This is a genomic window from Methylobacterium sp. E-025, assembly GCF_022829705.1.
Lineage (GTDB): Bacteria > Pseudomonadota > Alphaproteobacteria > Rhizobiales > Beijerinckiaceae > Methylobacterium.
This window is the reverse complement of the sequence record NZ_JAKSYR010000135.1, coordinates 19291-31501: the sequence shown is the minus strand read 5'-3', so window position 1 is coordinate 31501 and position 12211 is coordinate 19291. Positions and strand designations below refer to the sequence as shown.

The 12211-nt window shown below is 71.4% G+C and carries 12 protein-coding genes and 2 tRNA genes; 7 read left to right on the top strand and 7 right to left on the bottom strand.

All coding sequences use genetic code 11. The annotated features are described in order from the left end of the window. Positions 1 to 102: 102 nt before the first annotated feature. Both MKK64_RS19510 and mobA read left to right on the top strand, forming a co-directional pair. Entirely contained in the window at positions 103 to 1242 is a 1140-nt protein-coding gene (locus MKK64_RS19510) for an Mrp/NBP35 family ATP-binding protein (RefSeq protein WP_147725998.1), read from the top strand. Positions 1243 to 1250: 8 nt separating this feature from the next. Beyond that, the gene (gene mobA / locus MKK64_RS19505) at positions 1251 to 1877 is read left to right on the top strand and encodes a molybdenum cofactor guanylyltransferase MobA (RefSeq protein WP_243936559.1); all 627 of its coding nucleotides are present in this window, start codon (positions 1251 to 1253) and stop codon (positions 1875 to 1877) included. A 72-nt stretch (positions 1878 to 1949) separates the two neighbouring features. On the opposite strand, the gene MKK64_RS19500 is transcribed toward mobA, so the two are convergent. The 3 genes from MKK64_RS19500 to MKK64_RS19490 form a co-directional block, all read right to left on the bottom strand. After that, positions 1950 to 2025: transfer RNA gene (locus tag MKK64_RS19500), tRNA-Phe, on the bottom strand. Between the two features lie 99 nt (positions 2026 to 2124). Next, positions 2125 to 2319 (bottom strand): DNA gyrase inhibitor YacG, encoded by a 195-nt coding sequence (gene yacG, locus MKK64_RS19495; protein ID WP_147841057.1) that lies wholly within the window; start codon positions 2317 to 2319, stop codon positions 2125 to 2127. After that, positions 2316 to 2969 carry a Maf-like protein gene (locus MKK64_RS19490; protein ID WP_147726001.1) on the bottom strand — a complete coding sequence of 218 codons (654 nt, stop codon included), beginning with the start codon at positions 2967 to 2969 and terminating at the stop codon, positions 2316 to 2318. Before MKK64_RS19490 ends, yacG begins: the two co-directional genes overlap by 4 nt. A 289-nt stretch (positions 2970 to 3258) precedes the next feature. On the opposite strand from MKK64_RS19490, the gene MKK64_RS19485 reads away from it, so the two are divergent. Next, positions 3259 to 3332 (top strand) — tRNA-Gly (locus MKK64_RS19485). A 140-nt stretch (positions 3333 to 3472) separates the two neighbouring features. On the opposite strand, the gene MKK64_RS19480 is transcribed toward MKK64_RS19485, so the two are convergent. The 3 genes from MKK64_RS19480 to MKK64_RS19470 all read right to left on the bottom strand — a co-directional run bounded on the left by MKK64_RS19480 (position 3473) and on the right by MKK64_RS19470 (position 6385). Continuing rightward, entirely contained in the window at positions 3473 to 4153 is a 681-nt protein-coding gene (locus MKK64_RS19480) for a TenA family protein (RefSeq protein WP_243936558.1), read from the bottom strand. 47 nt (positions 4154 to 4200) lie between these two features. Further along, on the bottom strand, positions 4201 to 4860 hold the full coding sequence (locus tag MKK64_RS19475) for a response regulator (RefSeq protein ID WP_409567979.1): 660 nt from the start codon (positions 4858 to 4860) through the stop codon (positions 4201 to 4203). 61 nt (positions 4861 to 4921) lie between these two features. Then, positions 4922 to 6385, bottom strand: coding sequence for an ATP-binding protein (locus tag MKK64_RS19470; RefSeq protein ID WP_409567978.1), 1464 nt, complete (start codon positions 6383 to 6385; stop codon positions 4922 to 4924). A gap of 132 nt (positions 6386 to 6517) precedes the next feature. Between MKK64_RS19470 and MKK64_RS19465 the strand changes: the two genes are divergently transcribed. Beyond that, entirely contained in the window at positions 6518 to 7414 is an 897-nt protein-coding gene (locus tag MKK64_RS19465) for a DUF6925 family protein (protein WP_409567981.1), read from the top strand. Positions 7415 to 7697: 283 nt separating this feature from the next. Beyond that, the gene (locus MKK64_RS19460) at positions 7698 to 8684 is read left to right on the top strand and encodes a hypothetical protein (RefSeq protein WP_243936554.1); all 987 of its coding nucleotides are present in this window, start codon (positions 7698 to 7700) and stop codon (positions 8682 to 8684) included. Between the two features lie 48 nt (positions 8685 to 8732). On the opposite strand, the gene MKK64_RS19455 is transcribed toward MKK64_RS19460, so the two are convergent. Then, the gene (locus MKK64_RS19455) at positions 8733 to 10469 is read right to left on the bottom strand and encodes a DEAD/DEAH box helicase (protein ID WP_147841051.1); all 1737 of its coding nucleotides are present in this window, start codon (positions 10467 to 10469) and stop codon (positions 8733 to 8735) included. Between the two features lie 225 nt (positions 10470 to 10694). Here MKK64_RS19455 and MKK64_RS19450 point away from each other — a divergent pair, with 225 nt between their 5' ends. Continuing rightward, a complete protein-coding gene (locus tag MKK64_RS19450; RefSeq protein ID WP_409567977.1) occupies positions 10695 to 11807 on the top strand; it encodes a calcium:proton antiporter in 1113 nt (370 codons plus the stop codon). Between the two features lie 189 nt (positions 11808 to 11996). Beyond that, the gene (locus tag MKK64_RS19445; RefSeq protein WP_243936550.1) at positions 11997 to 12209 is read left to right on the top strand and encodes a hypothetical protein; all 213 of its coding nucleotides are present in this window, start codon (positions 11997 to 11999) and stop codon (positions 12207 to 12209) included. Positions 12210 to 12211: the final 2 nt, after the last annotated feature.

The following is a 12211-nucleotide window of genomic DNA, read 5'->3' as shown; positions in this document are numbered from 1 at the left end:
GTAGGCCCGCTTCGGCTGGCGTTTCCGGCACGGCTGTTTACATGGGCCGGAACCATCCCTTTCGAGATCCAGAGACGCCGGACGCGGCGAAGGAGGCCGACCGTGGCGATCACCCGAGACGACGTGCTGCGCGCGCTGCAAAGCGTGACCATCGATACCGCCGGCACCACCCTGCCGGCGTCCGGCCGCCTGTCGCAGGTGGTCGTCGACCCGACCAACCGCGTGATGTTCTCGATCCTGATCGACGCCAGCGAGGCAGCGCGCTTCGAGCCGATCCGCCGGTCGGCCGAGGGCAAGGTGCTGTCGATGCCCGGCGTCTCGGGCGTGTTCGCGAGCCTCACCTCCGAGCGCGGCCCCGGCATGCCGGAGCAGAGCAAGGCCGCCCCGGTTCCGGTGAATGCTGCGCCGCCGCGTCCCGGCGCGCCTCCCGGCCAGGGGCCGGCCCTGCCGGGCGTCCGCCACATCGTGGCGGTGGCCTCGGGCAAGGGCGGCGTCGGCAAGTCGACCACCGCCTGCAACCTCGCCCTCGCCCTGAAGGCGCAGGGCCTGAAGGTCGGCCTGCTCGATGCCGACATCTACGGTCCCTCGGTGCCGAAGCTGTTCGGCCTCTCCGGCAAGCCGAAGGTGGTCGACAACCGCAGCATGGAGCCGATGGAAGGCTACGGCCTCAAGGTGATGTCGATCGGCTTCCTGATCGAGCCCGAGACGGCGATGATCTGGCGCGGCCCGATGGTGCAGTCGGCGCTGACGCAGATGCTGCGCGACGTGCTCTGGGGCGAGCTCGACGTGCTAATCGTCGACATGCCGCCGGGCACCGGCGACGCGCAGCTTACCATGGCGCAGGCGACGCCGCTCTCCGGCGCCGTGATCGTCTCGACGCCGCAGGACCTCGCGCTGATCGACGCGCGGCGCGGCGTGACGATGTTCAAGAAGGTCGCGGTGCCGATCCTCGGCGTGATCGAGAACATGGCGACCTTCATTTGCCCGAACTGCAACCACGAATCGCACATCTTCGGCCATGGCGGCGCGCGAATCGAGGCGCAGCGCCTCGGCGTGCCGTTCCTCGGCGAGGTGCCGCTGAACATGACGATCCGGGAATCGTCCGATGCCGGCCAGCCGGTCGTCGCCGTCGCCCCCGACGGGCCGCAGGCCCAGGTCTACCGAGAGATCGCGCGCAAGCTCTGGGACAACCTGACCGCGGCACCGGCCGGCCGGGCGGCGCCCAAGATCGTCTTCGAATAGGCACGACGATGCCGCCGGTCCTGGGCCTGATCCTGGCCGGCGGCCTCGCCCGCCGCATGGGCGGCGGCGACAAGGTGCTGCGCACCCTCGGCGGCCGGACGCTGCTGGAGCGGGTGACCGGGCGCCTGGCGCCGCAATGCCCGGCCGGGCTGATGCTCAGCGCCAACGGCGACCCGACGCGGTTCTCCGGCTTTCCGGGGCCGGTCCTGCCCGACGGCGTCGCCGGCCATCCCGGCCCGCTCGCCGGCGTCCTGGCCGGGCTGGACCATGCGGCCGCGTTCCACGCCGACGTGGACGCCGTCGTCAGCGTCTCCTGCGACGCGCCGTTCCTGCCGCTCGACCTCGTCGCCCGCCTCGCCGCAGCCCGGGAGGCGGCTGCGATCTCGGTCGCCGCCTCGGGCGATCGCGAGCACTACACCGTGGCGCTCTGGCCGATCCATCTGCGGGCAGAGTTGCGTGCCGCGCTCGTCGAGCGCGGCGAGCGCCGCGTCGGCGGCTTCATCGGCCGTCACGGCGCCGCGGTGGTGCGCTGGCCGATCGAGCCGATCGACCCGTTCCTCAACGTCAACACGCCGGAGGATCTGAAAACGGCGGAGAGGCTGGCCGAGATCGTCGAGGGATCGAGCGCCACCTGAGAGGGCGTCCGCGCAGGCACGAACAAGTCCAACAGCCGCGGCTGCGAATCCAGTTCAGACGCTGGGGAGGGATGGTGCCCAGGGACGGAGTCGAACCGCCGACACTGCGATTTTCAGTCGCATGCTCTACCAACTGAGCTACCTGGGCCTTCGCCGATCCGCGTGGCGGCTCGACAGGGCGGGGGTATAGTCAGTGCCTCCGGGCCTGTCCAGCCTGATCGGGCGCATCGGCTGGATGATTTTCCCGCTATTCGTGGTCGGGTTTCCGGGCGGCCGGCAACGCGTCCTCGTCCTCGTCATCGGCGGCCGGGATCACGTAGCGGTCGCTGAGCCAGCGGCCGAGGTCGATGTCCGAGCAGCGCTCCGAGCAGAACGGCTTCAGCTTCGGATCGGCCGGCTTGCCGCAGATCGGGCAGGGGGGCAGCTTCGCGACCGTCGTCATGCCATCGCGCCCCAGCCGGCCCGCACCGGGAACCCCTCGCCGTCGAGGAGCGCCATCGTCTCGTAGAGAGGCAGGCCGACGACGGCCGAGTGCGAGCCGACGAGCTTGACGACGAAGGCGCCGGCCAGCCCCTGGATCGCGTAGCCGCCGGCCTTGCCGCGCCATTCGCCCGAGGCGAGGTAGCTGCTCATCTCGCGCTGGGACAGGCGCTTGAACCGCACCCGGCTCTCGACGATGCGCTCGCGCCGCGCGCCCTTCGGCGAGAGCAGGCAGATCGCCGTGAACACGCGGTGCTGCCGCCCGGAAAGCAGGCGCAGGCAGTCGGCGGCCTCGTCGGGCACCTCGGCCTTGGGCAGCACGCGGCGGCCGACCGCGACCACGGTGTCGGCCGCCAGCACCCAGCTCTTCCCGCCGTGCTCGTGGAGGTGGAGCGCCCCTTGCGCCGCGGAGAGCTTCAGCCGCGCGAGCCGCCGGGCGAGCTCGCGTGGCGATTCGGACTTCAGCGGCGTCTCGTCGACGTCGGCCGGAAGCAGGGCGTCCGGCTCGATGCCGATCTGCTGCAGGAGCGCGAGCCGGCGCGGCGAGGCCGAAGCGAGGATCAGCCGCGCGGGATTGTCCGCGGGCGCGGCCAGGGGGGAAGGGGCGTCCATGGATCTCGGATCGGTCCTCGGCCGGCGCCGCCCGCCGGAGGCGGACGCCGCACGCATCGTGGGTGCAGGTCCGACGGGTGATAGTGGAACGGCGTCGCCATGGGAACGGATACGGCGGCGATGGCCTGCGCGCGGCGATCGTGTGGCCGCTGCCGGAGCATCGCGTGCCGGGCTGCCGCCCGAAGAAGATGTCTGGCAGAGACCGTCCACGACCGCAGGACCATCGACCCCGTGGACAACGTCGGCGGCTCTGCTATGGTCCAGCCGCGCTGCCGAAACGCGGCCCGGCGCGGGCGTAGTTCAGTGGTAGAACGTCAGCTTCCCAAGCTGAATATACGGGTTCGATTCCCGTCGCCCGCTCCAATCCGATCGTTCCGCCCCTTTCGCATCGGTGGTGTGTCCCCCTCTCCCTTCGAGGAGGCGCGACGCACGCAGGTCCGGTCGAAACGGTCCTTACCGATGCCGGTGCTTAGAGCGCTGGATCGGCCGCACGAGACCCGCCGTCACACCGGCCAGGCGGCTTCGCGGTAGGCGCTGTCCCAGAACATCCATTCGAGCCTAGTCGCGTGGGTGAAGGCCTTGTGCATCCGCTCGCGAACGGTGGGCGACGCCCCGCGGGCGGCTTCGTCCGTCGCCGCGATCATCCGGGCGACGGCGTCCTGGAAGTCCGTTCCGGAATAGGTGTCGATCCAGGCGCGATAGGGATTGCCGGCGCTCTCGCGCGCCAGGATGTCCCGCCCGACCTCGGCGTAGATCCAGAAGCACGGCAGCAGCGCCCCGAGCAGCACCTCGAACGGCTCGGCGTAGGCCGTCGCCATGAGATACGCGACGTAGTGATCGCAGGCCGGCGTCAGCGGCGTCGCCGCGAAGGCCTCCGCGCCGATGCCGTAGTCGCGGAAGAAGCCGCCGTGGAGCGCGCGCTCGACGACGATCGCCTCTTCCGCCGCCTTGGCGAACAGGACGATGCCGTCGGGCTCCGGCGCCTTGGCGGCGGCGAGACTCAGGGCGCGGCCGAAGCCGATGAGGTAATGGGCGTCCTGGACGATGTAATGCGTGAAGCGCGACCGGCCGAGCGTGCCGGCCGCGAGCTCGGCGTTGAACGGCATCGTGCGGATGGTCTCGTAGAGCGCGGCGTTGCGCGCCCACGCGGCTTGCGAGAACGTGCCGGTTTCCGCATCGCCCATGGTTCGGCCTCTCGTCGTGTCGCGCGGCGCGGCCGCCGCCGGATCGGTCAGCCCTGACGCTGGGCTTCGGTGACGGCGACGTGGATCAGCTCGGCCAGCGTCCGCACGCCGAGCTTCTGGCGCATCTGCGAGCAGGCGTTGGTCACGGTCTTGTAGCTCACCGACAGGTCGGTCGCGATCGCGCCGTAGGACTTGCCCTGCGCGAGGCGCGCGAGGATCTGCTGCTCGCGCGGCGTCAGCTGGGATTCGGGGGTGCGGCGGGCGTCGGTGCGCAGCATCGCGACCTCGGTGGCGAGGCGCCGGTCGAGGTAGACCTGCCCCGCCCGGACCTTCTCGAAGGCCTCGAACAGCTCGGCCGAGGCGTGGTCCTTGAGCACGTAGCCGAGCGCGCCGGCCTCGAGCGCGCGTGCCACGATCACCGGATCGTTGTGCATGCTGAACACGAGGATGCGGGTCTTGGGCTCGACCGCGCACATGCGGCGGATCAGGCCGAGGCCGGCCAGGCCGCTGCCCTGGAACGTCAGGTCGCAGATCACGATCGGCGGGCGCAGGCGGTGGAACGCCCGGTAGCCGTCGACCACGGTGGTCGCCTCGGCCACCGTCTCGATGCCGGCATCCTCCAGCACCCGGCGGCAGCCCTGGAGCACGATCGGATGATCGTCGATCACGAGGACCGGCATCCGGGTCTCGACGGCAACGGACTTCATGGCAAAGGCGTTCATCGAGCCGGGAACTTCATCGGGGGATCGCTCGGGATGGCGAGGCCGCTCAGGCGGATCGCACCGGGTCGGCATCGTCGCCCCTTTGCGCATCCACGGGAATGATAATGCGGACAACGGCGCCCGGGGGGTGCTTGTCAAGAACAAACGTTCCGTCGAGCGCTTCGACGCGCTCGCGCATGCCCGAGAGCCCGAGGCCGGTGCCGTGATCGGGCGCGAACCCGGTGCCGTCGTCGGCGATCGACACGACCAGCGAGCCGTTCCCCTCGCGCGCCTCGGCGGTGACCGTCGCGGCGTGGCCGTGACGCACGGCGTTGGTCATGCTCTCCTGGATGCAACGGAACACGGTGAGGTCGGCGAGATCGCCGTAGCCGCGGGCGAGCCCTTGGAACCGCCCGGTGAATCGGGTCTCGGGGTGTCGGCGGGCGAAGTCGCGCAACAGCAGGTCGAGGCAGTCGGCGAGCGGAACCTGGCCGAGCGCGTGCGGACGCAGACGGTTGAGCAGGTCGCGGTTGCGGCTCTGCACCTGGCCGACGATCGCCGCGATCTCGGAGGCGCGCGCCAGGAGCTTGTTTCGGTCCGGCTCGGCCGTGCCGGTCGCGAGCCGCTTCACGGAAGCCGCGTTGGCTTCCAGGGCGAACAGGCAGGGGCCGAACTCGTCGTGCAGTTCCAGTGCCGTGCTGCGGCGCTCGTCGTCCTGCGCGGTCAGCAGCTGCCGCTTCAGGCGGCCGTTGGCGGCCCGGACGGCACTCAGCGCTTCCGCGACCTGGTTGAAGCGCCTGGCGATCACCGCGAACTCGTGGGTCGCCGGGCTCTCGAGCCGCGCGGTGTAATCGTGCCGCTCGAGCTGAGTCAGGCCGTCGGCGAGGCGGCCCAGCGGCGCCAGCACGCGCCCGAGCGCAAGGTAGAGGGCTGCCAGCATCGCCGCGTTGATGCAGAACGTCGTCAGCGACAGGGCGCGCGCATAGACCCAGATCTCGTCGATCTCGTCCATCGGCTGCGTGGTGATCCGCGCCGTGCCGATCGTGCGGCCGGCGGTGACGATCGGCAGCTCATGCTGCTCGATCTTCGGCATGATCAGGTCTGCGAACCAAGCCGGCGCCGTCTTCTCCTGATGCGGCTGGCCGATCGGCGCGCCCACCGTCGCGCCGGCGGCGTCGCGCATTGTGACGCGGACGTGGCGCAGGATCTGGAAACGCAGGTCGAGGGTCTGGAGCAGGCGTTCGGACGGGGCCGCGTCGAGGAGGCGGATCGTGTCGGCGACGAGCGATTCCACGGTGGAGAGCGATGCTCGCGTCTCGACCTTCACCGCCGTGCGCGCGTTGATCACGATGACGCCGCAGGAGACCAGGGCCGCGACGACGTCGATGGCGAGGACGACGGCGATCAGCCGCGCGCGGGTCGACCAGCCGCTCCAGAACCCGGCCGCCGGAATCGCCTGCGGTGGAACAGGGGAGGCGGTGCCGGGCGCGTCGTCCGGCGGTGTCGGGAGGGAGATCGGTCTGGCGCTCACGCCGCGCAGGGTGGCGGCGACGCGTGGCGAAGTCCATGCCGCGCAGGCGCGCTCGGCATGCGGTCCACATCGCAGCCTTCGGTTGCAGACGGCGCTTGAGCCTCCGCGACGACCGGCGTAGCCGTGCCCACCATGGCCCTCGACGCGACCGATCGCGACATCCTCTGCGCCTCGCTCGCCGATCCCGCGAGCGCGTGGAACCTCGGCGCGTTCGGGGCGGCCGCCGAGTTCCGCCGGCGGCCGGACGAGACGTTCCGGATCCTTGGGGAGGACCGGATTGGCCTTCGAACCGCCAGGGGCGGCATCGCGCTGACGCTGACGGATGCGGTGCGACTGATCGCCTACGAGATGCCGGTGGGCGACGGATGGAGCCACGCGGTCGCGCTGTGCCTGCCGGCTGCGGAATTCGGCGCCGTCGCCTGCTCGCGGTTCACCGAGCTCGGCCCCGATCGCGAAGCGCTCGATCCGGCTCGGCGGGCGGCCGTGAGCTTCGATCTGGGTCTCGGCTCGGCGCACGTCTCCGTCCGGGTCAGGACCGATCGGCCGGGACCGCTCGCGCGGCTCCGCGCGCATCTCGGCGCCGCACCGCCGGATTTCGATGGCGCGATCCGGCCGGAGGCGTTGGGCGGCGAGGCAGACTTGGTCGTCGTAGGACCGCTCGGGCGGATCGAGGTGTCGTCCGGCGCCGGCGATCCGTTCGGGCCGCGGGCCTACGTCGTGCCGAAGATCCTGCGCCGCCGCCGCACCCACGTGGCCACGGCGCCGATCCCGGCCGGCCTGGTGCCGGTGGCCCATCTCTACCCGCCCCATCCCTGTCGCGATTCCGCTTTGCGGCCGATCCCCTTCGAGCGTGCGCGGCACGACGCGTTCCAGGTTCTGCTCGCGCGCTGGGGCGATCGAGACGGCTTGACGCTGAAGGCGGCCGTCGCGGCCGGCGCATCGTCGCCCGTTCGGCCGGCGAGCCGATGGACCCGCGCGGTCGAGCGCGTGGCACGGGCGCAGGCCGTGCACCTCGGAGGTTGGCCCTGAGGCTCGACCGGGGCAGGACGCCCGCCGATACGAGTTCTTAAGCACACACCGTCTACGCAAGACCTCGGCGCGACGACGACTTCTCCACAGAAGATGCGACAGGTCGAAGCCCGGGGCTCGGCGCCGCGAAGCGGGGCGACATCGTTGCGCCGTATTGCCGGTTCTTGATCCACACTCGAGTTCCGCGTGCGGAACATCTTCGGAGGCGATGCGGCCGTGATGGGGAGATCGGTCGCATCCGCCTCGCGTGCCCGATGCAACCTCCTGCCATGATCGCCCCCCGATGAATGATCTCGCCCTCGACCCGTCCGAGACCCGGCAATCGCCGAAGACGGTGCCGCGTCCGGCCGCACGACGCCCCTGGGCCCGCATCGCGCTGTTCGGCGTAATCGGAGTGGCCGGGACCGGGGCCTTCGCCGCCGCGGCCAGCACCTACCTCTCAGGCCTCGCCGGACCGCAGCGCGCCAAGCCGATCGTGACGAGCCGGCAGGCCGCCGACTGGCCCGATCTGAAGGACGGGCTGCCGGCTCTGGCGACGGGCAGCCCCTCGTCGATCCCGAAGATCCGCGAGATCCTGCCGCCCGAGCCGGCTGAGCCCCCGGTCGTCGAAGCGCGGATCGATCCGATGCTGCGCGCAGGCTCCGTCGCCAGCGACGCCGTACCGACACCGGCGACGCCCGCCATCACCCCGAACCCGCCCGTCGCCGCGAGCAAGCTCGCGACGCCGGCACCCGCGCCGAAACCGGTCCCGGCGCTCGTCGAGGTGCCGGTAATCGGCCCGGCCCGTCAGGCGACCCTGGTCGCGCCGGCCCGCACCGTGCCCGGCATCGCGCCGGTGGCGGCCGAGACCGTGCGCGCAAAGACCGAGACCGCGACCTACGCGGCCCTGCCGCCGGAGCCCCCGAAGGCGGTCGCGACCCGTCCGGCATCGGCGGTGGACGAAACGGCCAAGATCGAAGCGGCCAAACCTGAGCTGGCGAAGCGCGAGGCCGCGAAGCCCGAGCCTTCGAAGGCGAAGCCGCGGATCGAGGCGCACGCGAAGCCTTCCGCCGCCACGGCGGCACCAGCGGCGAGCAAGGCGGTCGCGGAAAAGCCGGCCGCCCGCAAGCCCGCGGCGGTCGAAGCCAAGGCGGTGCCCGCGGAAGCGCAGGACGAGGACACCGAGGTGTTCGGCATCAAGGTGCCGTCCCTGGCGCCGGCCGGGCGCAAGCTGCGCGAGAGCGTCGAGGCGCTCGGCGATGCGGTGAAGGGCATTCCCGACCGGTTCTGACCGGTCGGGTCGCTGCGAGGCAACGTCGGCCGCGGGCCGACGCCGCGCTCAGGCGCGCGGCTTGCGGGCGTAAGGCTTCGCCGCCTCTGGCTTGCCGATGTGGCGCTCGTGCTTGGCCGCGCGCGGGCTCTTGAAGCCGGCCGGCCCCTTGCGCTCGGCGACCGGGGCATCGCCGACCAGGGCCTCGACCTGAATCTCCGGCGAGCCGTTGCGGGCGAAGGCCTGCGCGAAGCGCGAGGCGGCGTTGCCGCGCACCTCGAACTTGGTCTCGCGGTCGAAGATGCGGATCGCGCCGATCTCCTGGCGGTCGATCCCGCCGCGGCGGGTCAGCATCGGCAGCAGGCGCCGCGGGTCGGCGTTGTCGCGCCGGCCGAGGTTGAGCCGGAACCACACCGCCGGGCCCATCGCCGCGATGCGCTCGGGGTCCATCGGATCGTAGGGCGGCCGGCTCGCGGAGCCGCGGCCGGATTGGTCGCCCGGATCGGTGACCTCCTCCGGCGCCGGCAGGCGGGTGCGGTAGACGCGGGCGAGGGCAGCGGCGAGCTCGAGCGGGGTGCGGCCGGTGACCAGCGTCTCGGCGAGGGCGAGATCCTCCTCGCCGGGCGCCTCGGTGAACAGCGGGTCTTCCAGCATGCGCTCGCCGTCGAGGCGCCGGATCTCGTCGGCCGACGGGGGACCGCCCCATTCGGGGCTGATCTTGGCGAGCTGGAACATCTGCTCGGCCCGGCGACGGCGGGCGTTCGGCACCAGCAGGATGCTGGTGCCCTTCTTGCCGGCGCGTCCCGTGCGGCCGCTGCGGTGCTGCAGCACCTCGGCGTCGTGCGGCAGGTCGGCGTGGATGACGAGCGACAGACCCGGCAGGTCGATGCCGCGGGCGGCGACGTCGGTCGCGACGCAGACCTTCGCGCGGCCGTCGCGCAGCGCCTGGAGCGCGGCGTTGCGCTCGCCCTGGCCGAGTTCCCCCGACAGGGCCACGGTGGAGAAGCCTCGCTCGGTCAGGCTCGCCTGGAGGTGACGCACCGCGTTGCGGGTGTTGCAGAACACGATCGCCGTCGGCGCGTCGGCGGCGCGCAGCAGGTTGAGCACGACGTGCTCGATCTCGCGCGGCACCACGCGAATCGCCCGGTAGGCGATGTCGGCGTGACCGCGGGTCTCGCTCTTCACCGCGAGGCGCAGCGCGTCGCGCTGGTAGCGGGCGGCGAGGCTGTCGATCGCCTTCGGCAGCGTCGCCGAGAACAGGAAGGTGCTGCGCTCGTTCGGCGTCGCCGAGAGGATGAACTCGATGTCCTCGCGGAAGCCGAGGTCGAGCATCTCGTCGGCCTCGTCGAGCACGACGGCCCTCATCTGGTCGGTAACGAGGGTGCGGCGCTCGAGGTGGTCGCGCAGGCGCCCGGGCGTGCCGACGACGATGTGCGTGCCCTCGTTGAGCGCGCGCGCCTCGCGGCGCGGGTCCATGCCGCCGACGCAGGCCGTGACGCGGCCGCCGGCCGGGCCGTAGAGCCACATCAGCTCGCGCTGAACCTGCAGCGCCAGCTCGCGCGTCGGCGCGATGACCAGCGCCAGCGGGGCACCGGCCGGCGCCAGCATCTCGGCACCGTCGAGCAGCAGGCCGGCCATGGCGAGGCCGTAGGCCACGGTCTTGCCAGAACCGGTCTGCGCCGAGACCAAAAGGTCTCTGCCGTCGGCGGCCGCTTCGAGGACGGCGCTCTGCACCGGTGTGGGTTCGGCGTAGTCATGGTCGGCGAGCGCCCGCGCGAACGGGGCGGGAAGGGTCGGAAACGGCACGGTGCGGGGCTTTCACGACCGTCCGTCCCGTCGGAACCGGCGCAGGGCGCGGTTCTCTATCAGGCTCACCGGTCTCGACTCGGGTTGCGAAGCCCTATCCTCTAGCGGCTTCGCGGCGGTTCCGCCACGTCCCGGCCCGCATGGGGCGGTTGCGTGTGCGCAAGCCTTCCCGATCGCCTAAAGGTCTTTCGGGTGCGTGGGGCATCCGGGCGGGTCGGACGGCGGATGGGCATGGCGCGGTTGGCGGTGGCGTGGGCGACGGTCGGCGCCTTCGCATGGTTCGGCAAGGACTGGCTTGGCGACCTCGACCGGCCGCTCTGGGCCCTGGCCCTGTTCGCCTGGCTGCTCGTCGCGATCTTCTGGTGCGCCTTCGGCGTGGTGCACGAGGCGGAGGAGCTTGCCGACCTGCTCGGCGAGCCGCTCGGCACCCTGGTGCTCACGCTCTCCATCGTCGTGATCGAGGTGGCCCTGGTCTCCGCGGTGATGCTCGGTGCCAAGGATGCGCCGACGCTCGGGCGCGACACGATGTTCGCGGTGCTGATGATCGTGCTGAACGGCGTCGTCGGGCTCGGCCTGCTGGTCGGCGGGCTCAGGCATCACCAGCAAAGCTACAACCTGCAAGGGGCGTCGGCCTTCCTGTCGGTGATCATCCCGCTCTCGACCCTCGCGCTGATCATCCCGAACTTCACCACCTCCACCCGCGACGGGACCCTGACGACGCTTCAGGCGGTGACCTTCTCGGGCTTCACCCTCGCACTCTACGGGGTGTTCCTGCTGATCCAGACCGGGCGGCACAGCGATTTCTTCCAGGAGGAGGGCCACGCGGCGCGGGGCCGAGCCGCCGGAGCGGAACGCGAGGGGCCCGAGGGCGAAACGGCATCCGCCGGGAGCATCGTCCGGCACACGATCCTGCTGATCGCCAACATCCTGCCGATCGTGCTCCTGTCGAAGAGCCTCGCGACCATCCTCGACCACGGCATCGCCGCCCTCGGCGCCCCGTCCGCCCTCTCGGGCGTGCTGATCGCGGCGATCGTGTTCACGCCCGAGGCGATCTCGGCATTGAAGGCGATCGCCCGCAACGAGTTGCAGCGCGCGATCAATCTCTGCCTCGGCGCCGCGACCTCGACCATCGGCCTGACCGTGCCGGCCGTGCTCGCGGTCGGCCTGATCACCGGGCAGACCGTGGTCCTCGGGCTCAAGCCGACCGAGATGACCCTGCTCGCCGTGACCCTGATCCTGAGCACGCTGACCTTCTCGGGCCTGCGCACCACGGTGCTCGAGGGCGCGGTGCACCTGATCGTGTTCTTCGTTTATCTCGTCCTGATCTTCAGTCCCTGAACCTCCCGCCCCGACCATGTCGTCGCGCGGGGCGATGGGATCGTGCCGACGGATCGCAGCCGGGGCGTCCGGCGTCCCGGCTTCGTCGATCGACCGATGAAGGCGGGATTGCCGTTCCTCCAAGCCGCTTTCCCGGGGCGGCAACGGACGATATCCGTCGGCCGACAGCCTCAGCATAGCCCGAATCGGATGTCGGATTGCACGTCGGACAGCGGCTCGCCGCGCAACGACGTGAGCCGGTCGCGCAAGGCGCTGGTGCACCACTACTTCGCCGAGGGCTGCGTGTGCTACCACGACCTCTCGGCGACGACCTCGGCGGTGCACGGTCCGGTGGAAAGCCTGCCGACCTGCGGCGCATCGAGCCCCGACATCAAACGGCGCAGCCAGATCGTCCGCTCCTGAAT

Excerpts from the sequence above, each read along its gene's own strand:
- mobA (WP_243936559.1), top strand. The coding sequence starts at position 1,251 with ATGCCGCCGGTCCTGGGCCTGATCCTGGCCGGCGGCCTCGCCCGCCGC.
- yacG (WP_147841057.1), bottom strand. The coding sequence starts at position 2,319 with ATGACGACGGTCGCGAAGCTGCCCCCCTGCCCGATCTGCGGCAAGCCG.
- MKK64_RS19490 (WP_147726001.1), bottom strand. The coding sequence starts at position 2,969 with ATGGACGCCCCTTCCCCCCTGGCCGCGCCCGCGGACAATCCCGCGCGG.
- MKK64_RS19480 (WP_243936558.1), bottom strand. The coding sequence starts at position 4,153 with ATGGGCGATGCGGAAACCGGCACGTTCTCGCAAGCCGCGTGGGCGCGC.
- MKK64_RS19475 (WP_409567979.1), bottom strand. The coding sequence starts at position 4,860 with ATGAAGTCCGTTGCCGTCGAGACCCGGATGCCGGTCCTCGTGATCGAC.
- MKK64_RS19465 (WP_409567981.1), top strand. The coding sequence starts at position 6,518 with ATGGCCCTCGACGCGACCGATCGCGACATCCTCTGCGCCTCGCTCGCC.
- MKK64_RS19460 (WP_243936554.1), top strand. The coding sequence starts at position 7,698 with ATGAATGATCTCGCCCTCGACCCGTCCGAGACCCGGCAATCGCCGAAG.
- MKK64_RS19450 (WP_409567977.1), top strand. The coding sequence starts at position 10,695 with ATGGGCATGGCGCGGTTGGCGGTGGCGTGGGCGACGGTCGGCGCCTTC.
- MKK64_RS19445 (WP_243936550.1), top strand. The coding sequence starts at position 11,997 with ATGTCGGATTGCACGTCGGACAGCGGCTCGCCGCGCAACGACGTGAGC.